Below are 22,116 nucleotides of genomic sequence, written 5' to 3'. Positions count from 1 at the left end.
GAAAAAGTTGAAAGAACCCGTCAAGTTCCTTTTGTAAGGAGCAGCGGACGAAATTCATGAGGAAAAGTATTACAGTGCTGAAGGGGAGTTTACGATTGCGGGAAAAATATTTTTCAGACAAACGATGTTGGTGAAAAAATTCAGGGGAATGAAGATATTTATTGAGAAATCCGACAAGTTTGGCACAAATTCTGGAAAGCACCTTCTGTGCCAACCGCAGTGTTTTCATCGAATTTTTCTGTAAACATATGTCGCCTCCTTGAAAAGTAATATTTGACTCCTTTTCTACTGAGGGGATAATAGTATAACTTATTATATTTGCAAGCAAAAACATCGGCAGCGTTCTCTTAAGTCAATGACATTGATTCAGAGCTGGTCTCCCACATGGATTCAGACCGGGGCGTTCACGTCATCTTTGGCGGGAAACAGCTCAACAAATGCTCCCGGTTTCTGCTGGTAGCGAATGCCGGTATCCTGTAAAAATGTGATTGTTCCTCTACGGGGTTTTCTCGCACTGCTCCGCCGGGCAAGTTACATCCGTTTTTGTGGCGTAACTAACCGATAAAATGATATTTAAAGCGGATTTTGTCAGCTGTTTTGTAGCTCTTTGGAAGGGTGGACTTCCTTTTGCAAGGACTCGATCTCCCTTCGAAGGGCTTCGTACTCGCGCAGCTTGCGTTTCAAAAAGGCTGCGGCCAGACGCAGCTTTTCTTCGAGGCCGGCAGGGGTCAGTTTATAGATATAAGCTACTTTGGCCTTTGCGTTTTTGAAGCGCTGGGCTCTTACCATGCCCTTTTGAATCAACGCCCTGACGCAGTAGTTCGTCTTGCCTATACTGATACCTGCCAGCCGCGACATCTCCCGTTGGGTCAAACTACGGTCGGCCTCGGCGATGATCCGAAGCAGCCGAAGGTGAATTTCCTGCTCATAGGCGCCCGGGAGGTATTTGTTCATGGTGAGAATTTATTGCCATGGACAGGGCGGAAATGTCAAGTTTAAAAGGCTGCCGGGGTGGGTTAAAGGCGGGGTGGTTTTCTGCGGCAAGGTGAAAAAGGAGTGGTGTCACTATACGCTCGACAACGAACCATATCCGGATCTATATTTTGACTTTCCAGTGCGTTAGGGCGGCGGATGGTGAAGTTTTTCCGGTTTCTCTTCGAAGGGGGTGACCCATGGCCAATAAAGCGCTTCTCGTTGGTGTGAATCGGTACAGGCTTCCCGGTGCGGATCTTCAAGGGTGCGTCAACGATGTGACCAATGTCCGGGATGTCCTGCTCAAGTACTTCGGCTTCACGGTGAAGCAGATCCGCGTGCTGGTGGACGCGCGGGCGACCAAGGCGGCGGTCTTCAAACGGCTTGAATGGCTGGTCAAAGGGGCCAAGGAGGGGGACAGGCTGCTCTTTCACTTCTCGGGGCACGGGTCGCAGATCCGGGATCGAAGCGGAGACGAGCTGAAGGACCGGCTGGACGAGATCCTCTGTCCGCACGACATGGACTGGGACGGCACCTACATCATCGACGACGAACTGAAGACCTTTTTCGGGAAGGTGCCGACGGGGGTTCGGCTGGATGTCTTGCTGGACTGCTGTCATTCGGGGACCGGCACGCGGGAGGCCTTTGCGATGGCAGCGCTTCCCGAGGAGCGGGCTTTCCGGCCGCGGTTCCTGCCGCCGCCGATCGACATCCTGTGCCGTCAGATGGACGAAGAGGAAGACCTCAAGGTCAAGCGCTTGTTGAAGGCGACGAACCCTGCCAATCATGCCCTGTTTGCCGGGTGCCGGGACAATCAGACCTCGGCCGACGCCTACATCGGGGGATCCTACAACGGCGCGTTCACGTATTATTTCTGCAAGCACCTGCGCGACACGCAGGGCAATCTTGCAAGGTCCGAGCTGATGAAGCGGCTGCGGGCCTCGTTGAAGTTCGAGGGGTACAGCCAGGTCCCGCAGTTGGAGTGCCAGGCGGCGCGGCGCAAGAAGCGGCTGCTCGACTGAAGGGAAAGAGACATTGGGGGCACTGGATGAAAAATGGGCGCAGGGTCGAATCTGCGCCCATTTTTGTGGGGAGGGGCGGAACGGTTCAAGGCGCGGGAAGGGAGTGGGGCCGGATCGGCCCGGATAGATGAACGTCAAGCCAAAAGACTGATCGCACTGCCGCCGGCGGGGAAACGGGTTCTTCGGAGCGGCATTTTTGGGATGTTCCGGATGAAGGGACAAGAGGGTTCCATCGGTTCACCCCGTCTGCGGGAGGGATGATGACACAGGATCAGGTTGTGATCGTTGGGCTCATCGGTGCGACGATGGCGATGTTTCTGTGGGGGCGCTGGCGGCACGATATGGTTGCCCTGGGGGCCTTGATCGCCTGTGTCGTCTTGGGGCTGGTGGAGCCTCAGGCGGTCTTTTGCGGGTTCGGGCATCCGGCGGTGATCACCGTGGCCTGTGTGTTGATTTTGAGCTACGGGCTCCAGACGACGGGGGCGGTCGATGCGCTGGCGCAAAGGATCCTTCCGAAGCGGGCGGGTCCGACGTTGAGCATCGTGGCGCTGACGGGCCTCGCGGCGGTGTTGTCCGGCTTCATGAACAATGTCGGGGCGCTGGCGCTCCTGATGCCGGTGGCGATACAGATGTCGGGCAAGCAGGGGCTGCCGCCGGGAAAGCTCCTGATGCCGCTTGCCTTCGGCTCGATCCTGGGGGGGACGACGACGCTGATCGGCACGCCGCCCAATTTGATCGTCTCGGGGTTCCGGGCGGAGTCGGGGGCGGAGGGGTTCGCCATGTTCGACTTCAGCCCGGTGGGGCTGGTGATTACCGTCGTGGGGGTCCTTTTCGTGGGGCTGATCGGGTGGCGGCTGGTTCCCATGAGAAAACAGTCGGATGCCGAGGGGTTCGACACCGGCACGTATCTGAGCGAGGTCCGCATCCTCGAAGACAGCAAGGCGGTCGGGAGGACCCTGCGGGAGGTGGAGCATGACCTTGACGAGGCCGATGCCCAGATCGTCGGGATGGTGCGGCATGATCTGCATTTGTCTGCACCGAATCCCGGACGCATCCTGCGGGCGGGCGATATCCTCATCATCGAGGCGGAGCCCGAATCGCTTGCGTCGGCTCTGTCGAGCCTGGGCCTCAAACTCGAAGAAGAGGTGCCGGTGGACCGGAAGGACGAGCCGTCCGAGGGTGAGGCGGACCAGGCGGAGAAGGGAACGGGGGGCGAAGAAGGGTCTGCGGAGGAGAGCAAGGGGCGCAAGGCGGAATCGGGCGAGGTCGTCATCCGGGAGCTGGTGGCCATGCCGAGAGGGGTCCTGGTCGGACGCTCCGCGACCGACATCGATCTCCGGAGCCGCTATGGCATCAACCTGCTGGCGGTCTCGCGTCATGGCAGGCGTTCGGTCAAACGCCTGCGGTCCACCGCGGTCCAGGCCGGGGATGTCCTCCTCGTGCAGGGGACGCCGGCGGCTTTGTCGGGGTTTGCAGCCGAGTTCGGGTGTCTGCCGCTCGCCGTGCGGGAGATCCGGGTCCCCCGGAAGGGGCAGGCCCTGACAGCCACCCTCGTGATGGCGGCTGCGATCGGGGTTGCCGCTCTCGGGTTGCTGCCTGCGGCGGTCTCATTCGCCGCCGGGGCGCTGGCCTTCGTCGCGATCGGGGTGATTCCGGTCCGCTCCATTTACGACGCGGTGGATTGGCCCGTGGTCGTCCTGCTCGGGGCGATGCTGCCGGTCGCCGATGCCATGAAGTCGACGGGTGCGGCCGATATGATCGCGCGCTTCCTCCTCGAATATGTCGCGCAAGGCGAGGCGGTGGTCGGTTTGGCCGTTATCCTGATGGCGACCATGGTCCTGACGGATTTCATGAACAATGCGGCAACGGCGGCCGTCATGTGCCCGATAGCGATCGGCACGGCGGCCCAGCTCGGGGTGAACGCCGACAGCTTCCTGATGGCGGTTGCCATCGGGGCGTCCTGCGCGTTCCTGACGCCCGTCGGACATCAGAACAACACGCTGATTCTGGGTCCGGGGGGTTTCGGGTTCGGGGATTACTGGCGGATGGGGCTGCCGACCGATATCCTGGTGGTCTGCATCGGCGTGCCGATGCTCCTGTGGGTTTGGCCCCTTTGACAGGGTGGAAGCCTTTATACACGGTGTCGAATGCGAGTGTGCAGCGGGATGTCTTGGCGGATTACTGCCATTCGGGGATCGACACGCAAGAGGCCTTTGAGAGCGGCGGCTCGAAAGGCTATTTGCCCTCGGGCGGCGGGCAGGAGTCGGGGGTGCTGTCGGTTTGGAGGAGAATGGTGAAATTGGACAGGCTCCGAAAGAGGTAGCGGCGACGAAGCCTGGAGACGATATCGGCTGAGCAAGTGATCTTAAAGCTTTTTCGCGAGAGGCACCGCCTCCTTCCCCTGCGCGAGGAGCGCAAAATAAATTTACCCCACTCAAAAGACTTGTCTAGTCGATCATTCGGACGGGCAACCACATATTCTCTCTCCCACCATCAGATCATCCAGAGCCATTAATTGGTGTCCATCCGGAAATGATTTCCCGGTAGAACCGAGTTTCCAATCCGGAAATGAGGATTTTTGCCAATATCAAGGAAATCAAGCGCTTGTGCGGAGGCGACCTGTAGGTGCCCGCACAAGCAAACGTGCAGATTGACGCCGAGATTGGCCAAAAAGACCATTTCCGGATGGACACTGTTGGCACCCGATAACCCGGAGGTGAACAGACTTATATGGGATTTTGGATACGGCAGCCGCCACTCGGGCTCGACGACCTCGATGCGGGCCACCTGGGGGAGTGCCTCGAGATGAATATTTGACTTGAAAAAGGGCGGCAGTCGACGCCGGGTTGAAAGGCACAAAATGGCGGTGAGAGGCGAACCGAGAAAGATGGCATAATGCAAGACCCGGCACTCATAAATCTCTTCGGATGATAGATATCTCGTTATGCGTATGCTATCTTTTGATTTCTGGAATGTATCAATATGCTACTTCGACGTTAGCAAAACGGATTGTGTGTATCATAATGCAAAACCTGGCACCGAATGATAAGCTAAAATAATTTTTTTGCTTGACATAAACCTTCCTTGATCCTATCGTCCAAAGCCTGAACGATTCAAACTCATATTCGCTAAGTCTATATGTTCATCCTTCGTACATAGATAAGCATGTAAAATAATTTATTTCTCTTTTCAGCGTGAAAGAATGAACCCAACGGAAGCGCAGCACGCTTGTATTTGCTTGAAAAATCAGGATTTCTATATTTTTCTCCAGCATCATGCTTCTCGAAGAGAATAGATGTTCACATCTTAATTAGGATCCACCTGCAACCGCTTTGGGCGGATCTGTGTGATTAGTTTTTTTGGTTTTTCGTTGGTTTATGTTTTTCGGCCGTTGGTTATGAACGAAAGGGATCATTCAAGCAAGGAGGTCGTCTGATGAAGGCAAGGGACAAAAAGAAGGTGGGTCTGTCTTTGGTTGTGCTAGTGGCCTTGTTGTTATTGTGTTCGTGTCAGAGCGCGCCCCCGCCGGCGCCTGAGCCTACGGCCGAGGACTATTTCAACCAGGGGATGCGGTATTTCAAGGCTGCAAATTATGATTACGCCATAAGGGAGTTCAGAATGGCGACCGCGGAGAATCCCTCTTACATAGACGCCTATTTCTACCTGGGGCAGTGCTACGAGAAAAAACAGGTTTGGGACGATGCGATATCCTCCTACAAGGAATGCATCAAGCTTGACAGCCAATATCTGAAGGCTCGGGAAGCCCTGGGTGTGCTCTATTACGACCTCCAAAAGTATTCTCAGGCGCGGGAGCAGCTGGAGGCCGCGAAGAGCCTGGGGAGTATTCTGCCCAAGGTGTATTTCTGTCTGGGTGAGATCTTGAGAACGGACGGGGACTGCAAGGGAGCGATGGCGGAATACCAGCGTGCGCTGCAGCTGGATCCAGCCTATGTGGCTGCCAAGGACGGTCTCAAACTTGCCACGGATGACTGCAATAGAAAATACAGGAAGCCCCAGGCGGCGCCTCTTCCCAAAAAAGAAAAGACGTTTCAGGGCGGTGGAGCTGCGATCGATCCGAGGAAGTTTTAGGAGCGGTTCGCGGTCGCTCTGAGGTGTGGAACGACAGGGGCTGATAACGGCAACGACAGAAGCATTCTTGGAGGAGAATTATGACAAGGAATGGGGCTAGAGGGATCTTCGTTCTTGCTTGCGTGACCATGTTTTCTGTTTTCTTGTGGACGTCCGCCTCGGCGGGAAACAGGCAGCTCATGAGTGAGAAGATGGCGAAAGAAGACCTGAAACGGAATCTGATGGAGTCCGTCGTGGGGTATAACGTCATGAGCAAGAGCCAGATGGGCCTTACCGAAGAAGCGAAATACCAGGTGAAGGAAAGGGCGGACGCCTTGGTGAAAGGAATAGCGGTGGAGAAGGTGCTCTACGATCCTCAGAAGGATGTCGCCTTCGCATTCGGATCGGTGAAGCTCGGGGATGTCAAGACGGTTGTGGGCGACATGAAACGCTATGACAATGTGGTGGTTCAAGGCATGGGCTTCGGGACGATGACCCCGGAATCGCGGCCCCCCCTTATGGCGCTGCGCGCCGCGCTTTTGAATGCCTATGATGAGATGGCGGAGACCCTGGTCGGGGAAAAGATCTCCAGTTACAGCGAAATGGAAAATTTTATTCTCACCAAGGATATCAACCACTCCGAGGTCTGTGCAGCTGTCTACGGGGCAAGCATTCCGAATCCCGGCATCAATGACAAGGACAGGGGGTGGGGATGGGACGAAAGCGGGAACGCCTTTGTGAAGCTTCAGCTGGATCTGCGCAAAGTCAAGGACATCCTTGGGCAGCGGATCGTATACGAGGGGCCGAACATCATCGAGGTGGAAGGCAGGGGAGCCCAGACGGACGAGTTGGCTCGACCCGAGCAGGGAGAAAGCGGAGAGATGGTTGCCGCGCCGGCCACCCCACGGACCACAGTCCAGTCGCTGCCTGTTCCGGTCGGCGGCCAGAAGGTCGGTGAGCCTGTGGCGCCGCCGCCTCCCCCTGAAAGACACGAGGGGGGAGCGAGCAGATAAAAACCCGTACCGGCAGGCGTTTGCAGCGGCGGGCGCCTGCCGGAACTGAGAGGTCCCGGCGGAGCATGGTGTTCAGATTGGGAAGCGCGCAACAAGGAATGCAGAGATCACGGCTGCCCCTTCTTCTTTCCCGGTTGTGCGGCTGCATGCTTGGTGTCTTGGTCGTTTCACTCCGCGCCGGCGGAGCGTCGGAGGAGATTCCGTGGACCGATGCATGTGCGACCGCTGCGCAGGCGTCCAAAGTGGCTGTCATGGTCAACTCCGATTCCGGTGGCGATTTGGAGAGCCAGGTTCAGGGGTTGATCGAAGATATCCTTTATGAGATCGGCTTTGGGATCATTGATACGAACGTTGTGCAGAGCGCGATCAGCGACGCGCAGCGGCAGCTTCTTTTTTCTGGTGACAAGGTGGCTGCACTGCAGGCTGCCGATGCGTTGAATGCGGACCTGCTGATGATGGTGAAGGTCGGGGTCAGCTCAAGGGCGGTCAACCATCTTAAGACCAATCTCCAGAGTGTCTCCGTCGGGATGTCGTACCGGATGGTTGCGAGGGATTCGGGGGCCGTTCTCTCAGTCTTCAGACTGACGGACCGGACGGCCGGTTTGGATGAGGGCTCAGCGGTGATCCTCTACCTGGAAAAACGATCGGAGGAGATTGCTGGAAAAGTGAAAAAGGATTTCTGCGGCCGCATTCTGAAGGGTCCGGGAGGTCCCTCGCCTATGGTCGGCCTGGGTGGCGAAGGGGTTGAACCGCCGCCCTCGACACTCGTGCCCGGTGCAGGAGAGAAGGTCCAGGATGCATCGAATCTGGAAGATCTTTAGCGTATTGAGTGCGGTCACGCTACTTTTAGCCTGTTCTGCCCAAGCCGGTGCGGACCACGTCCCCACGATCGTGGTTTCCGCCGAAGGCCTTGCGGATCCAAACTTCTATCGCGATCAGAGCATAGCCTACGATGAGGCGCTTCGTGACGCCAAGGGCCAAGCTGTGGAAAAGGCTGTCGGATGCTTTGTCAGCAGCCGTACGGTTGTCGAAAACTATGCCCTGGTTTCGGATCGTCTGATCTCCAAAAGCGACGGTTTGATCAAATCCGTTCTGAAAGTCGTGAATGGTGGCGTCCAGGCGGATGGGTTCTACCACGTTTGGATCAAGGCGGAGATATTCGCGAAGCCGTTGAGCGAGAGTGTTAATCAGCTGTCCGGGGAGGAGCGCTCCTTTCTGATCAAGGAGAGGGGCAACCCAGTGGTCAGCGTTGGCATCCTGGTGGAGTCTCCGGAGAGCGGCGAACGGCAGGAATGCCATACGTGCAACACCGAGATCACCGGTGCGCTGATGCGTTTCGGGTACCGGGTGATCTCGGAGAAGAAGGCGCTCGAAGAAAAGGACGCCCGCATCAAAATGATGATCTCCCAGGGATACCCCGGCCAGCTGGCCTCGACATTCATTCGCAAGGCGAGCGACATCTCCGTCATGGGGATGGTGAATCTCAGAAAGTCTCCCAAAATCAACATCGCCGGAATCGATGTGCAGACCACGCTCTTGACCGCCTGGTCGCTCGAGGCGGTCGACAACCACACCTCGCAGATGCTCTTCGCCCGAAATTTTCAGCCTCCGCAGGGCGTCATGTACAACAACGAGGACGAGGCCGTCCTGAAGGTGGGAAAGCAGATTGGGGAGTTCTTTTCCAAGGACCTTTTCAAGAGCCACATCATGCGGCCCTCCCACGAGATCCTCATGATCGTGAGCGGCTTTGAAGACCGAAGCCTCGCAAAGATGTTAAAAAAGGAGCTTATCGGGGTGCGCGCCGTGTTGAACGTGAATTTCAAGGAATTCCTGGCGGGAGGCGAAACGGTCTTCGACGTCGAGTTTGCGGGCGGCAGGGAGCATTTTTCGAATATTGTGGAGGATGCGGTTCTTGGACCCTTGAACCGTAAGTTCGGCAAGGACGCTTTTCACATCACTGAGGAGCATGGGGATATCCTCCGGATAGCATTCGATTCTTCGAACCTTCGGCAACCGTTCGAGGAGGTTCTCGAAGAAGGGGCTCCTTTGCAGCTTGTGGCGGATGCCCCCCCCGAGCGTCTGCGCGAGGTCGTCAAGAGTGAGGAATTGAAGCAAAAGGTGGTAAAGGCCAACCCGGATGCCGGGAAGGCGTTGATGGATCTGTAAAGCATTTGGGGAAGGGAAAGAGGAGATTATGGCGTTTCAAAGCGGAGAGGCCGGAGGCTGCCGGGATAGGCAGGTGTTCAGAGGCCGGCCTTTGGCGGTATCGCTTTTCGTGGTGGTGTTCGCGGCGCTTCTGTCGTTTGCTTGCGGCTGCGTTGCGAACAAGCTGATTGCCCGGCAGGGGGCCCATTCCTTTGAAGGACGAGTCACATCCTATCAGATCGAAAAACTGTTCAACACGGGGTATGTAGAGATCCGCTCCGCAGACGGAAGCGGGACGAAGCGGTTCGAATCGGATCCCCTCACGAAATTTCTCGGGGATGAACTGCCTCGTACAGGGGATTACGTAAAGGTCACCTATCTTGTCGATAACGAGGTCAATAAGCTATGCAGCTTGCAGGTCGAACACAACAAACCGGCTGCTGTCTACCTGCCTGCCCCACGTTCTGCCGCCGCCGCGAAATCGGGCTCTTCGGAGCGTTTCTGTTCGGATATTCCCGACGAAGAGATCAAGGGGTTCGGGCGGGTGAAAAAGGTCGTGAATGTAAGGAGCGGCGCGAGTACCAGCTGCGCGAAGCTCTCACAGGCCTCGCCCGGCGACAGACTGAGGCTGCTCGGAAAGAAGGACCGATGGTACTACCTCGAGCTGCCCGATGGAACCAAGGGCTGGATGTACAGTCCGCTTGTCCAGGTGGAAGGTCAGGAAACGACGATTTCCGCTCCGACCGCTGTCACCGTGGAGCTCCCGGAGGTGAAAGGGGAGAAAATCTCGATCGCGGTGCTGGATTTTTCCAACACGACGCCCGAAGCTGCTGAAGTCAACCTCGGGAAGATGATTTGTGAGAAGATCACCACCGCCCTGGTGAATTCCGATGCCTTCAAGACCATCGAGCGCGAGCAATTGACCAAAGTGGTGAGCGAACTCGAACTCGGTCAGACCGGGATCATCGATACGTCGAAGGCCATCGAGATCGGAAAGATATACAACGCCGACGCCATCATCGTGGGAAGCGCGGCCTTGATGAACAACGAGATCAGTCTGGACGCGAGAATCATAGAGGTGGAAAGCGGTGTGATCATCAGCGCTGAATCGAGGACCGGGAGCTACAGCCTTTCGGGTATCAGCGCTATGTCGCAGCAGATAGTGAACAGCCTTGCGCGCAAATTCTACCGGGAGTCCTGAGGCTTGCCCGCGGTCGGCTTGGAGGGGTGATGGGACGGGCCTCGAGAATAGAGTATCCGGGGGCTTGCTATTATATCTGCTCCAAAAGAGAAGAACGGCAGAGCATCTTTGAGGAAGATGGCGATTTCGAAACCTTCCTCCTGATCCTCAAAGACGTCGTGTTGTTGTACCGGTGGAAGTGCTATGCTTGGTCTTTGATGGACGATCAATACCAGATAGTTGCCGAAACGCCCAAAGGGAACCTCTCAAGGGGCATGCGCCAGCTGAACGGCGTGTATACCCAGCAATTCAACCGCCGACACGGGCGTAAAGGCCCTTTGTTTCATCATCGCTACCAATCGATTCTGATCGAGAAGAAGAGGTATCTTCTCGAACTCTGCCGGTATGTCGTATTGAGTCCGGTAAGGAGAGGGTTCGTGAAAAGGCCCGAGGAATACCCCTGGAGCAGTTTCATAGTGGAAGGCAGGGATGGTCCTGCGCCGAAGATTTGTGATATGGACTGGGTCCTGCTCCATTTCGGGGGCGACGACCGGGAGGCAATGCGCCGCTATGCGCTCTATGTTCAGAATGGCATTGGGACCCGCTTTCCATCAGAAGACCTGAAAGACCGCTGCATCCTGGGCTGCGAGCATTTCGTCAGCGCTGTGAGACGGATGTTGAGGAGTGGAGTCGGGCTGCAACGGGCAGTTAAGTTCAACGGTTCGGGCAGACGGCCGAGTCTTGAGGCACTCTTTGCCCCGCATGGTCCGGTAGACAAAGAGCGCCGGAACAAGGCCATTGCACGGGCTCGCTGGGAGTTCGGCTACAGTCTGAAAGAAATCGCGAAGCATGCATGCGTCCATCCTTCCACCATCAGCAGGATTGCCCGCGGGCGATCCGCCGAGGAGTTGGAGGCGCCTTTTACCTTTCCCCATTCATGAATCTGCATGGCGGCCGATTCCTGTTTTATTACGGGCCGCAGAGGCTCGAATCGACCGCCCGGCAGCCCCATCCAAGCACTCATCGGTCAGCTCCGCTAAAAACTTCCCATTCTAGACGACATCGGTAGCCCTAGTTTCACAACCATCGACCGACATGGGTTCGCGCAGACAACCCTGCACCGTGATATTGCTGAAGGGTACTCTGCGCGTCGCTTAATATCCCTACGAATCTTTAGTGCTTCCTTTTCTTCCCTCTTTTTACTATGAGTACGCTGAAGATGTAGATCAGGTTTCCGCATTCGTGAATGTATTTGGACGACGGCCCCCATCCGTTTGACGAATGGCTACAGGGTCAGATTCTAATTGGTTTCCATCCGGAAATGGTCTTTTTGGGCAAGCTCGGCGTCAACCTGCACGTTTGCTTGTGCGGCGACCACCAGGTCGCCTCCACGCAAGCGCTTGATTTCCTTGATATTGGCCAAACAGGGACCCGCCGCGAAGCGGTGGGACTGAGCACGCGCAGCGTGTGAAGAGAAATACACATTTCCGGATTGGAAACCGGGTTCTATAGGGAAACCATTTCCGGATGGACACTGTTACGAAACGTTTACAGGTGCGATGATGGTGTTGTTTCTTTGGAGGCCGGTCCGGGAAGGGGCGGCCTTGAAGTGGGAAGGGACGCCAGCGGGAGGGAGCGCATGAGGAGAGGGCGGGTGGTGTGGTCATTGGCGGCGGCGTGTCTATTTTCGGCATTCGGGTCAGACGCGTCGGCTATGTACAACGATTACGGTGTGAATCAGCCCAGCGCTTTCCGCGATTACCAGCAGGTCATGATCTGGGACAGCGAGGTCCATGCCGCCGTGGCGGGGTTGAGGGGCGTTTTGATGTTTTCGACCGGCAGCTGTTTTTCGGGAGGATTCGTCGACGACCTGGTGCAGTTGGACCGGGCCGTTGTCGTGACGGCCAATCTCTGGCATGGGTTCGGTCTTTCGATGTGCGATTTTCTGACAGGTGTTTCGGACGAGCGGGCCTTTCATGATGACTACCTCGATGCCTTCGAATGGGACGGGACAGGATCGCCTCCCACCTTTGAAGAGGCCTTTGGCCTCGCAAAGGATACGCTGCGGGTAACCGAGGGGCAGACATGGTCCTGGGGAGGCGTCGAGTTCCCGCAGTTCGCTTCCACGGGTGGAGCCGGCGGCGGCGACCTGCGCTACAAGACGGGGGACCGGGCGATCCTTTTCAGCGGAATGCCCACCGACAATCCTTATTATCGCACAAGCTGGGACTATACCATCGCTGCCGGCCGCGGGCTGCTCATGCAGGATTACGGCTGGCCCGGGGAGGCCGTTACGACCCTCTTCTCGGATGGGAATGCTCCCCCGGGGGAGGCGGCTCCCTGGCTGTCAGGGGCGGGGACCAAGAGCAATCTGCTGAGCGCCCTCAGAGAAGCCGCGGACGATATGGACGCCGGCAATTCGCTCGTGGTCTTGGTCATCGCGCACGGCCGGAGCAGCGCCGTCATGGCGAGCAGACTCCCCCAGGACGGCTGCAGCATCGAATATCTCCTCATCCCCAACGGGCGCTCCATCGCCCTGGATCCAGCCTACCCGGTCGCCACCTATGGATGCTCCCAGATCGAACTGACCGGTTTCAGGGATCTCGATCCCCGGCACTACTCGGTCCAACTGCCGGCTGCCCTGTCCGGTTGGGGATGGCGGATCGATCCGGAAAAGGGATCGCTTTTCCTCGAGGCGGACGACCCGGCGGACCGGAACTCGTGGCTCGCGCCTGGCGCCGAATACTTCATCCGGCTCGAATACCATGGGGCCCTCGGTCGGATGGCGATCAGCCGCGGGGGCTGGATCCTCTGGCTCCCGGAAGGCGGTGGGGGTCCTCCATTCATGAGCGATTACGGCGAGCCGGGCGCGGGTTGGGGGATGGGAGAGCACGTTCCCGGGGGCGATGCGCTGGGTTCTCCGGACCCGTCGGTTTGGGGCGACGGATGGGATTCAGGAGGGGACGGCTGGATCCTTGTTCCGGCGCCTCTCGAAGAGTCCCTGAAGGTTCCGGCGTTGTCCTGGTGGGGTGTCTCAACCTTGGGGTTTTTGATGCTGCTCGCCGGAGGACGATTCCTCCTCGGAAGAGGGAGGGCTTGATTCGGCCCCGGCCGGCTGCCGAAACGCCATGATGCCAGCAGGTTCGAGGATTCAGGGGCGGTGGACGGCCAACCCGCTTTTCATTGTTTTGGTTCACAGACGATAAATGGCTTCATTCTTGATTCGGCGGCGGGCAGGAGCCGGGAGTGCCGTTGCTTTCGAGTAGGCTCAGGAGGTCTTTCCACTCGGAGATGCGGGGCACCTCGCGCTTGGACTGGTAGTTTTTGATGGTGGCTATCCCCGGGGCGAAGGGGATGTTGCGGTCCCAGACGTAAGTGGTCCAGATCGGCTGGATGCCGACCTGGCAAGGCCCTTCGATATCAGGCTCGGGGTCGTCGCCGATGTAGATCAGGTCCTGGGCCTCCACCCCGAGCTCCTCCATCAGCCGTTCGAAGACGAGCGGATGCGGTTTGCGGTAGCCCAGTTCTCCGGATATGAGGATGGTGTCGAAGTGCTTGGTCAGGCCGAGGGAATCGATGATTTTCCAGGCGGCCGGCCCGTGGGTGAAGTTGGAAAGAAGCCCCAGGCGGTAGCGGCGGCGGAGTTCGGAGAGCATCTCGGCCGTGCCGGGGATCAGACGGGCCGATTCGTGAAAGGCCGAGAAATAGGCGGTGATGGCCTGCGCGATGCGGGGGTCGTCCGGATCGACCTCGAACCCCAGCGCCTGGAGGGCGGCACTGATCCAGAACCGGTTGTGCGTTTCGCGCCCGGTCACGCGTGTTTCGGCGATGAAGCGGATGGCCGCTTCGCGGTGGGCTTTGTTGAATCTCGTTTCGTCTATCGGGAACCCGTTCTCGGTGAGGCTCCCGACCAAACGCCCGACGGCGATCTGGAGGGCGTTCGCCTCCACCGTGATCAGCGTGTTGAACAGGTCGAATCCTATGGCTTGCAGTGTCCGCATTGTCAAATGATAGCTGAATCGGCCGGCAAAGACAAGGTTTTGGGGATCACCTTTCTACGACCAACGCGGCGTCCAGGACCAGCAGCCCGTGCTCCATGACCCGGACCGGATTGAGGTCGAGCTCCTTGATCTCGGGGTGCTGAACGAGGAACTGCGAGATCTTGGCTGCGGCATCGGCCACGGCCTGCTGGTCGTACCGGGGGCCGCCGCGCCAGCGGTCGAGGAGGGCGCGGCCCTTCAGGTCGCCGAGCATGTCGAGGGCCTCCGCCGCTGGTATGGGGGCCAGGCGCATGGCGGCATCGCCCAAGGCCTCCGCCGCCGTTCCGCCGAGGCCCAGGAGGACCGTGGGGCCGAAGCTCGCGTCGCGGGTGCCGCCGATGATGAGTTCGAGGCCTGCCGGGGCCATTTCCTCGATCAGGTACCGCTTTTCACCCGCGGCCTCGATGCGGTCGATCCGGTCGAGGGCTGCGCGGAGCTGGTCGTCGGTGCGGATGTCGAGATGCACGCCCCCCACCTCGGTCTTGTGGAGGATGGATGGGGAGAGGACCTTGACGACGCAGGGTTTCTGCAGGCCGGCAAAGGCGGCCCGGGCCTCGTCCCGGGTCTTGCAGACCGCGCGGAGCGGGGTCGGTATGCCGATCCGGTCCAGCGCGGCCTTGATCTCGGCCTCGTCCGGGGCGTCGCCGAAGGGGGCCACCGGCGGAATGGCCGGGGGGGCACCGAGGGTTCGCCGGCGATCGGCGCGCCTGGCATCCTCGACGAGCGCCCGGACGGCCCGCGCGGTCCGGTCCGGGGAGACGAAGGCGGGGATGCCGAGGGCCTTCAGGTCATGGAGCGTCGGGGCCAGGTCCTCCAGGAAGCCCGCCGTGCCGAAGACCACCGGCTGGGGGAGGGCGTCCTTCGTCGCCTTGAAGAGGGCCACCGGGTCGATGACGGCGGGCTCGTGGATCGCGAAGACGATGAGGACGTCGACGGAGGGGTCGTCCGACATGGCCTCGAGCACGCCCTTGAAGGTGGGGCTTGGCCGGCCGGTGTCGACCGGGTTCTGGATGAAGGTCATCGGGGGGATTAGGCCCGCGATCTTTTGCACGGTCTCGGGCGCCAGCCGGGGGAGGTTCACGGAATGGCTTCGGAGTTCGTCCGCGATGATCATGGCCGGCCCCGCCTGCCCGCTCAGGAGCCCCACGCCGGGGTTGGCCTTGGGGGCCAGCCGCACCTTGGAAAGCAGGTTGGCGGCGTCGATCAGGTCGTTGCTCGAATCCGCCACCACGGCGCCGGCCTGGCGGAGCGCCGTGCACTTGAGGGCGTAGGAGCCTATCAAGTTGCCGGTGTGGGAGGCGGCGAACTCACCGATGTCCGCCCGGCCGACGGCAAAGGCCACGACGGGTTTTTTAGCGGTGGCGCGGGAGACGGCCTCGAAGAGCCGCCGGCCGTTGCTCACCCCTTCGAGCGCCATGGCGATGACGCGGGTGTCGGGGTCGTCGGCCAGGTAGTCGACCACGTCGGCGGCCGAGACGTCGGGGCCGTTGCCGATCCCGGTCGCAACGCTGATGCCGAGCCCCTGGGCATGGACGACGGAGCAGAGGATGAGGTTCATGGCCCCGCTCTGGGAGACGACCCCTACGTCCCCGGGCCTCATCTCGCTGATCCACGGGGTGAAATTGGCCGGGACGCCGGCGCGCGGGTTGGCGAAGCCGGCTACGTTGGGACCGAGCAGCCGGATGCCGTAGGTCCGGCAGACCGAAAGAAGCTCTTCCTGCGCCGCCTTGCCGGGCGCGCCCGATTCCGCAAACCCGCCGCTGATGATCATCGCCGCGCCTGCACCCGCCTCCCCGGCCTCCCGCAGGGCCGCGGCGCTCCCCTTGGCGGGGATGGTCAGGATCACCAGGTCCACCGGCTCCCCGATCGACTTGAAATCGGGATAAACGCGAAACCCCTGAGTTTCCTCGATCTTGGGATTGATGGGGTAGAGCGCCCCGGGGAAGTTCCTGAGGGCGTAAACCATCTGGTAGCCGGCCTTGTAAGGGTCGTTCGACGCCCCGACAACGGCGATGGAGCGCGGGCGGAACAGTCTTTCGAGCGATGCCATGGGGGATTCCTCTTATGTCTGGGTGGGATCGGGGAGCGTCCGGTTATGGACGCCATGTTTCGCAATGTGAAACCAAAGTCCATTTTATGGCAAATTAGAATGTATCTCAGCGGGGGCGGGGGGTCAATCAATTATTTGAGAAAAGGGGAAGGTGAAAAGAGAAAAGGGGTTCGCCGCAAACAATCATTAAAGCCGGTCAAAAAATGGAACAGTGTAGCCGGTGGAAAAACGGCCGAAATGGGCGCCCGAGGCGCCCGCCGCCTTGGAAAAGGACAATCCGTGTGATGTTCAGAGGGCGGGTGTGCACGTCCTGTCTTATTTTTTCAACCATTTGACTTTTCTTCAGATTCTCATTGAATAAATTTAATCAGCGGGCACTGAATAAAAATGATCATCACTATACTCTCTGGAGAGAATGCCCAGATAATCGGATATCGGAGCACCGAGACGGGGATGGCGTACAAGTCTTTCCCGAAAGACACAAGCACTTTTCCCCTGTAAATCAGGATGCCGCGATGAGTTGAACGTGGGTGCTTTTCCCCGCCTGACGTGCTCCGCGCAGAAGAACGAGAGGGGTATCGGAAAGGGCTTCCAGCCGTTTCGGGGTGATAATTCGCTTAAACATGGTGGAAATTTTACCACACGATGGGAAAATTTCCACCATGAAGCTCTGGGGATGTTCATAGTAATTCTACGTTTGGATATCTTCCTGAGCCCCGAAGCCCTTGAATCTCCAGGGCCTCGGGGTTGATTCGGCGATCTCCTCTTTCACTGGGGCCGCCCGGGCGATTAGGGCATCACTGCGGCGCGCTCCGAGAGGCGTTTGGCCGTGTTTCCCCAGATGATGCAGCCCGTGGGGCAAACCGAACTGCAGGCGGGCGCCTCGTTGCGTGAAAGTTTCTCGATGCACAGATCGCACTTGACGGCTGTTTCATGTTCGACGTCGAACTGCATGGCGCCGAATGGGCAGGCCTGCAGGCACTCCCGGCAGCCGATGCAGGCCTCTTTGTCGATCTGTACGATGCCCCGGGCGTTGCGGGAGATGGCCTCCACAGGGCAGGCCTCGATGCACGGGGCCTTGGTGCAGTGGTGGCAGTAGATCGGAGTGAAAACGGGGGCGTTTTCGACCACCCGCACGAGCCGCGGCCCTACACCGAGGCCGTGCTCCTGTTTGCAGGCGATTTCACAGGCATGGCAGCCTATGCAGTCCTTTTTCACAAACATCAACGAGACTTTGTTCATCTTTGCCTCCTATTTCGTTGCCCTTCGAAAAGGGTTTTCTGCGTCAGGATTGGGCCCGGCCGCCGCCTGTTGCCGGATGCACCGGACATGGTAGGCGTTCTCCTTTGAGTAGCTCAGCACGTAGGCGCCGTCGAACATCACGATCCAGGCGTTCTTTGTGTCTGCCCCGAAAGTGGTCGCGGACCAGTAGGACCGGTCGTCCCGAAAGGGGACTTCCTCCCGCATGACCGGCCGATAACGCGTCCGGTCGAGCAGCGTCTCGAGCTCCCTGGCCGTAGGCAGGCGCCAGTCGTTCTTCCCGCCGAGGATAAGCGTTTCAGCGTAGCGCTGCGCTGAGGTCCAATCCATCTCGCCGGGGGAGCGGCACTGCCATTCGAGGCCCGTCAGCGGATCCCGCCACACGGGCGCGCCCTCTTCGGTTTTGGTGTGAAGGTGTTCCGGTTCCATTCGGACCCTCGACCTGCCGTCATCCATTCCACTGGGGGATGCGTGCTTCCCCCTCCTTGACCGGATAGACGTTGCACAGACAGTTTCTGAGGTTCGTGGACCCGATTGCGGGGTCCATGCTCGCGTGGGAGTTGTCCGTGAGGAGGTTGATGTTCGAGATCTGCCAGCCGTGCCCAACCTCTTTGATCTCGGGGAACCACCAGCCGTGCTCGGCCACGATCACCTGCGGGTGGATCCCGTCGTTGATCTTGGTCCGCTCCATGATCCGGCCCCTGGGGGATTCGATCCAGACCCAGTCGCCGGCCTCGACGCCGATCTTCTTGGCTGTCTCCGGGTGGATCTCCACGATCGGATCCGGGCGGACCTCCCGCAGCCAGGGCATCTGGCGGTTGGCGGAGTGGAAGAAGGTGGGGGTGCGGAGCCCCGCATTCAGGATGAAGGGGAATTTGTCCAGCAGTTCGGGCGTGGAGACCGGGCTCTCGGGGAGTTCGGTGTATTTGGGAATGGGATCGAATCCCCATTTATCCAGGGTGTCGGAGTAGAGTTCCACCTTCCCGGTCTTGGTGGAAAAACCGCGCTCTTTGTATTTGTAGTAGACCATCTCGCCTTGCAGGTAGCCCTTTTCCTTGAACTGCTCCCAGGTCAGGCCCGAGGGTTCGAGGAGGTAGTCCAGGGCGTCCTCCACGGTGTCCCACCACTCCTGGCCCATGCGTTTGCCGAGCTCCATGAAGATCTTGTGGTCCTGCCAGGCCTCCCCGATTTCCACGCATTTCTGGCGCGCGAGGACGAAGCCGTGCCGTTTCCAGTTGTCGGCGACGTGGTTCTGCTCGATCCAGGTTGCAGCGGGGAGGAAGATGTCGGCCAGGTCGGCGGTCGGCGTCATGAAAAAGTCGATCACGGCGAGGAACTCCAGTTTCTTGAGCGCTTCGTAGGCCTCCTTGGCGTTGGCCCGCGTGACGACCGGATTGGTTCCGCACAGAAGCCCAGCCTTCAGCTGATAGGGTTTCCCCGTGAGGATGGATTCCCAGGCCACCTTCGGGGTGATGAAGGCCACGCGGGCACCGAGCTTGTACTGATCGCCCCCGAGGCGTTTGGCGCGCTGCTCGGGGGAGAGGTCCTTGTGGCGCGAGAATTCGGCGACGGTGCGGGTCGGCGGATTGACGAAGAGGACGTTTCCTCCCGGGGCGTCCAGATTGCCGGTCGCCGCCATCAGGCCTGTCAGGATGCGCGTGCAGTCGGCGCAGTTGTTGGTCTGCTCGGTGGGGACCCCCCAGTGGATGCAGGCCGGCTTGGTTTTGGCATACATCCGGGCCGCCTTGCGGATGAGATCCTTGTCCACCCAGGTGATGTCCTGCACCTTGTCGAGGGGATAGTCCTTGACCCGGTCCTTGAAGGCATCCCAGCCGTGGATGTAGTGCTCGACGAAATCCTTGTCGTAGAGCTCCTCCTCGATGATGACGCTGTGGAACCCCATGCCGAGCGCCGCATCCGTCCCCGGCCGAAGCTGGAGCCACAAGTCGGCCTTGTTGGCGACGAACCCCTTGCGCGGGTCGATGCAGATCAGTTTGGCGCCGTTTCTGAGGGCCTTCCAGAAGGTCGTTCCCTTGTACTCGTCGGGGTTCGTCCACTGCGGGTTGCAGGCCCACATCACGATGCACTTGGGCCCCCCGGCGTAGTCGCAGATGGGGAGGTTCCCCACCGTGATCAGGGTGGAGGCCACCCGAGAGACATAGCACATGTGCCCGGCGGTGAGGACATTCGGCGTCCCCAGCTGGTTGGCGAAGCGGTAGAGGTGGCTCTCGTAGTCGCGCCCGGTCCCCTGGCCGACGACGATATACTCCGGTCCGAACTGGTCGATCACCGCCTGGAACTTGTCCTTGATGGTGTCCAGGGCCTCGTCCCAGGAGATGGGCTGCCAACCGTTCGCGGTCCTCTTCATCGGGTGAAGGATCCTATCCGGGTGGTAGGCGAGCTGCGTCACCGCCAACCCCTTGCTGCACATGGTGCCGTGGCTGATGGGGGAATCGGGGTCCCCCTCCACCTTGATGACCTTGCCGTCCTTGACGTGGGCGATGACCCCGCAGCCCCCATGGCACTGCCGGCAAGCCGTGCGGATCTTTGTGACTTCTCCCATGGTAACCCTCCTTTGTCTAAAGTTGGTCTGCTGTATCGCCGATATCCGGGCTCCCGAATCGCAGGGCCTGAGTGAAACTCAGGATGCGCCGGGCGTTCTTCCTAACGAGCGGGATGCCCTTCCCCAAAGGCAGCGGCTCGGGGCCAGGGTTTTCGCGTGTCATTTCAGATGCCGCTTGCTGCGTGGCGCAGCGATCCTTCACGCTGCGGGGCTTCGCCTTGACTGCCTTGCCCCTTGCAGACATTGCCGGACTCCCGGGGTTCGGGGGGTCGACCCCGGTATGGTCTTCTCCCCGATGGTCGGACTGCGTCGGGATCCCCAGGACGAGACAACCCTTTATTCCATGGAAAGCCGCAGACTGATCCGGTTTGCCGCCTCCTTGAGCAGGCTTGCATAAGCCTCCAGGCGATTGTCAGGGATCTGGCGCTTCAGACCGATGGCCCAGATGGCCGCTTGTACCGACCGCCGGAAGGTCTCGATGGGAACGGCTATGGCCACGATCCCTTCAATGTATTCTTCCATGTCGTATGCGGCACCGGTTTCACGAACCTTCAGCACGGCTTGCTTGAATGCCTCCTTGTCCATACAGGTGCTCGGAGTGAACCGCTTCAGATCGTGTTCTGCCAGGAAGGCGTCGATGTCGTCATCGTCGAGCTGGGAGAGAAGCGCCTTTCCTCCGGCCCCGGCGGAAAGCGGCAGCCGCATGCCGACTTCTGAGGCGACACGCAGGTCGGAGGTGCTGTCCACCTTGTCGACGATGACGGCGCGGCCGCCGGAACGGATCCCCAGGAAGAGCGACAGGTCGGTTTTCTGTTGGATCTCCTGCAGAAAGGGGTGCACGGTCTGGATCAGCTCCGAACTCTTGCCCGCCGCGCGGCCGAGCAGGTAGAGTTCCGTGCCGAACTGGAATTTTCCGTCCGGCGTGTTTTCAAGGATCTGGAGGGCGCAGAGCGTGTAGGCGATGCCCGAAACCGTGCTCTTGTTGTATTCGAGCGCTCTCGATATCTCGCTGATGCCCATTGGCCCCTTGGATTTGGAGAGGAGGTGCAAGATCTTGAAGGCCTTTTCGAGGGCCGGCACCTTCTTGAAGCTCGTTTTCATAGGTTGATGCTCCTGAGGGATGTTCTTTATAGCGAACGATTGTATTCCATAGTATACGTCTGCAGGTGGCCTGTCAAGAGAAAATCGGAAAATTGTCCCAATAATTCAATATATTATGTCACATTCGATATAAGTCGGAAGTGATATAAGGTGGTCTCAGTGGAGGTCTGGAGGAAGGCCGATGCAAGATTGGTATGGGGGGCATGGGCACGGACGGTTCTGCGGTTTATTGCCGGCAGGTGAAGCCTTTCGCTCTTTTCTGACGGCAGCGGCGGGTCCTCACACCAGGCCTGAGGGACAAAGAGGGGGTGGCGGCCAACAGTATTAACGCCGGTCAAAAAATGGACAGAATGGAGGGTTTAAAAACGATCAGGGAGAGTACCGGGGCATAGCTGTGCACAGGGCGGCAAACGGCTGTGCGAAGAAGGGCAGCCTGCGGGAGCCAGATACGCCCGAGGAAGGGCCCACCACATCTCCAGGAGGAAGAGGCGGGAGCAAACAAAGATTTTATAGGGAATGGATCTATTTGTGCTTTCTTCGATAACTTGTTCCTCCGAGGATGATGATCTCCGAGTTGTAGACGAGCCGGTCAGCGATCGCGGAGGCTACCGTGTTGGAATCGAAGACCTTCCCCCATTGAGCAAAAGGCAGATTGGTGGAGAGGATTGTTGACCTCTGGGTATGCCTTTGACTGATGACCTG

The 22,116-nt window shown here is 59.1% G+C and carries 20 protein-coding genes and 1 pseudogene; 10 read left to right on the top strand and 11 right to left on the bottom strand.

Annotated features, from left to right (window positions below):
• A pseudogene (locus tag H567_RS29415) lies at positions 1-229 on the bottom strand (IS4 family transposase); the annotation flags it as partial.
• A 359-nt stretch (positions 230-588) separates the two neighbouring features.
• On the bottom strand, positions 589-954 hold the full coding sequence (locus H567_RS0118995; protein WP_051185133.1) for a MarR family EPS-associated transcriptional regulator: 366 nt from the start codon (positions 952-954) through the stop codon (positions 589-591).
• 218 nt (positions 955-1,172) lie between these two features.
• On the opposite strand from H567_RS0118995, the gene H567_RS0118985 reads away from it, so the two are divergent.
• Together H567_RS0118985 and H567_RS0118975 are read left to right on the top strand one after the other, a co-directional pair.
• Positions 1,173-1,994 carry a caspase family protein gene (locus H567_RS0118985; RefSeq protein WP_028322602.1) on the top strand — a complete coding sequence of 274 codons (822 nt, stop codon included), beginning with the start codon at positions 1,173-1,175 and terminating at the stop codon, positions 1,992-1,994.
• A gap of 260 nt (positions 1,995-2,254) precedes the next feature.
• The gene (locus tag H567_RS0118975) at positions 2,255-4,111 is read left to right on the top strand and encodes an SLC13 family permease (protein ID WP_028322600.1); all 1,857 of its coding nucleotides are present in this window, start codon (positions 2,255-2,257) and stop codon (positions 4,109-4,111) included.
• 394 nt (positions 4,112-4,505) lie between these two features.
• Here H567_RS0118975 and H567_RS0118965 read toward each other — a convergent pair whose 3' ends face one another.
• Positions 4,506-4,895, bottom strand: a complete 390-nt coding sequence (locus tag H567_RS0118965) for a hypothetical protein (RefSeq protein ID WP_028322599.1) — start codon at positions 4,893-4,895, stop codon at positions 4,506-4,508.
• Positions 4,896-5,429: 534 nt separating this feature from the next.
• On the opposite strand from H567_RS0118965, the gene H567_RS0118960 reads away from it, so the two are divergent.
• The 6 genes from H567_RS0118960 to H567_RS0118935 all read left to right on the top strand — a co-directional run bounded on the left by H567_RS0118960 (position 5,430) and on the right by H567_RS0118935 (position 11,341).
• Entirely contained in the window at positions 5,430-6,083 is a 654-nt protein-coding gene (locus tag H567_RS0118960; RefSeq protein WP_051185132.1) for a tetratricopeptide repeat protein, read from the top strand.
• A 179-nt stretch (positions 6,084-6,262) separates the two neighbouring features.
• On the top strand, positions 6,263-7,075 hold the full coding sequence (locus H567_RS26080) for a hypothetical protein (protein ID WP_153306269.1): 813 nt from the start codon (positions 6,263-6,265) through the stop codon (positions 7,073-7,075).
• 98 nt (positions 7,076-7,173) lie between these two features.
• Positions 7,174-7,896, top strand: a complete 723-nt coding sequence (locus H567_RS0118950; RefSeq protein ID WP_028322597.1) for a hypothetical protein — start codon at positions 7,174-7,176, stop codon at positions 7,894-7,896.
• Positions 7,871-9,241 carry a hypothetical protein gene (locus tag H567_RS0118945; RefSeq protein ID WP_153306268.1) on the top strand — a complete coding sequence of 457 codons (1,371 nt, stop codon included), beginning with the start codon at positions 7,871-7,873 and terminating at the stop codon, positions 9,239-9,241. Before H567_RS0118950 ends, H567_RS0118945 begins: the two co-directional genes overlap by 26 nt.
• Positions 9,242-9,269: 28 nt before the next feature.
• Positions 9,270-10,421, top strand: coding sequence for a FlgO family outer membrane protein (locus H567_RS0118940; protein ID WP_028322595.1), 1,152 nt, complete (start codon positions 9,270-9,272; stop codon positions 10,419-10,421).
• Positions 10,422-10,450: 29 nt separating this feature from the next.
• Complete coding sequence (locus tag H567_RS0118935; RefSeq protein WP_028322594.1) at positions 10,451-11,341, top strand: helix-turn-helix domain-containing protein; 891 nt, start codon at positions 10,451-10,453, stop codon at positions 11,339-11,341.
• A 359-nt stretch (positions 11,342-11,700) separates the two neighbouring features.
• Here the strand turns inward: H567_RS0118935 and H567_RS29920 are convergent, their stop codons facing one another.
• Positions 11,701-11,823, bottom strand: coding sequence for a hypothetical protein (locus H567_RS29920; RefSeq protein WP_279615010.1), 123 nt, complete (start codon positions 11,821-11,823; stop codon positions 11,701-11,703).
• A gap of 216 nt (positions 11,824-12,039) precedes the next feature.
• Between H567_RS29920 and H567_RS0118925 the strand changes: the two genes are divergently transcribed.
• A complete protein-coding gene (locus tag H567_RS0118925; protein WP_153306267.1) occupies positions 12,040-13,500 on the top strand; it encodes a hypothetical protein in 1,461 nt (486 codons plus the stop codon).
• Between the two features lie 112 nt (positions 13,501-13,612).
• Here H567_RS0118925 and H567_RS27510 read toward each other — a convergent pair whose 3' ends face one another.
• Both H567_RS27510 and H567_RS0118915 read right to left on the bottom strand, forming a co-directional pair.
• On the bottom strand, positions 13,613-14,401 hold the full coding sequence (locus tag H567_RS27510; RefSeq protein WP_051185131.1) for an HAD family hydrolase: 789 nt from the start codon (positions 14,399-14,401) through the stop codon (positions 13,613-13,615).
• A 46-nt stretch (positions 14,402-14,447) separates the two neighbouring features.
• A complete protein-coding gene (locus H567_RS0118915; RefSeq protein ID WP_028322591.1) occupies positions 14,448-16,490 on the bottom strand; it encodes an acetate--CoA ligase family protein in 2,043 nt (680 codons plus the stop codon).
• Between the two features lie 45 nt (positions 16,491-16,535).
• Here H567_RS0118915 and H567_RS28720 point away from each other — a divergent pair, with 45 nt between their 5' ends.
• The gene (locus H567_RS28720) at positions 16,536-16,775 is read left to right on the top strand and encodes a hypothetical protein (protein ID WP_153306266.1); all 240 of its coding nucleotides are present in this window, start codon (positions 16,536-16,538) and stop codon (positions 16,773-16,775) included.
• 504 nt (positions 16,776-17,279) lie between these two features.
• On the opposite strand, the gene H567_RS26070 is transcribed toward H567_RS28720, so the two are convergent.
• From H567_RS26070 to H567_RS26060, 5 genes are all read right to left on the bottom strand, one after another.
• A complete protein-coding gene (locus H567_RS26070; protein WP_035255314.1) occupies positions 17,280-17,732 on the bottom strand; it encodes a 4Fe-4S dicluster domain-containing protein in 453 nt (150 codons plus the stop codon).
• Positions 17,733-17,741: 9 nt separating this feature from the next.
• Positions 17,742-18,179, bottom strand: coding sequence for an Lcl C-terminal domain-containing protein (locus H567_RS0118900; RefSeq protein WP_161626660.1), 438 nt, complete (start codon positions 18,177-18,179; stop codon positions 17,742-17,744).
• 19 nt (positions 18,180-18,198) lie between these two features.
• On the bottom strand, positions 18,199-20,313 hold the full coding sequence (locus tag H567_RS26065) for a molybdopterin-containing oxidoreductase family protein (RefSeq protein ID WP_035255313.1): 2,115 nt from the start codon (positions 20,311-20,313) through the stop codon (positions 18,199-18,201).
• 336 nt (positions 20,314-20,649) lie between these two features.
• Positions 20,650-21,414 (bottom strand): IclR family transcriptional regulator, encoded by a 765-nt coding sequence (locus H567_RS0118885; RefSeq protein WP_028322588.1) that lies wholly within the window; start codon positions 21,412-21,414, stop codon positions 20,650-20,652.
• 522 nt (positions 21,415-21,936) lie between these two features.
• Positions 21,937-22,116, bottom strand: a 180-nt coding sequence (locus H567_RS26060) for an ATP-binding protein (RefSeq protein ID WP_035255311.1), incomplete at its 5' end; no start/stop codon positions are given.

This window comes from Desulfatiglans anilini DSM 4660 (assembly GCF_000422285.1).
In the GTDB taxonomy this organism is placed as follows: Bacteria; Desulfobacterota; DSM-4660; order Desulfatiglandales; family Desulfatiglandaceae; genus Desulfatiglans; species Desulfatiglans anilini.
Note: the sequence above shows the minus strand (reverse complement) of the source record. Positions and strands in the feature narration are given on the sequence as shown.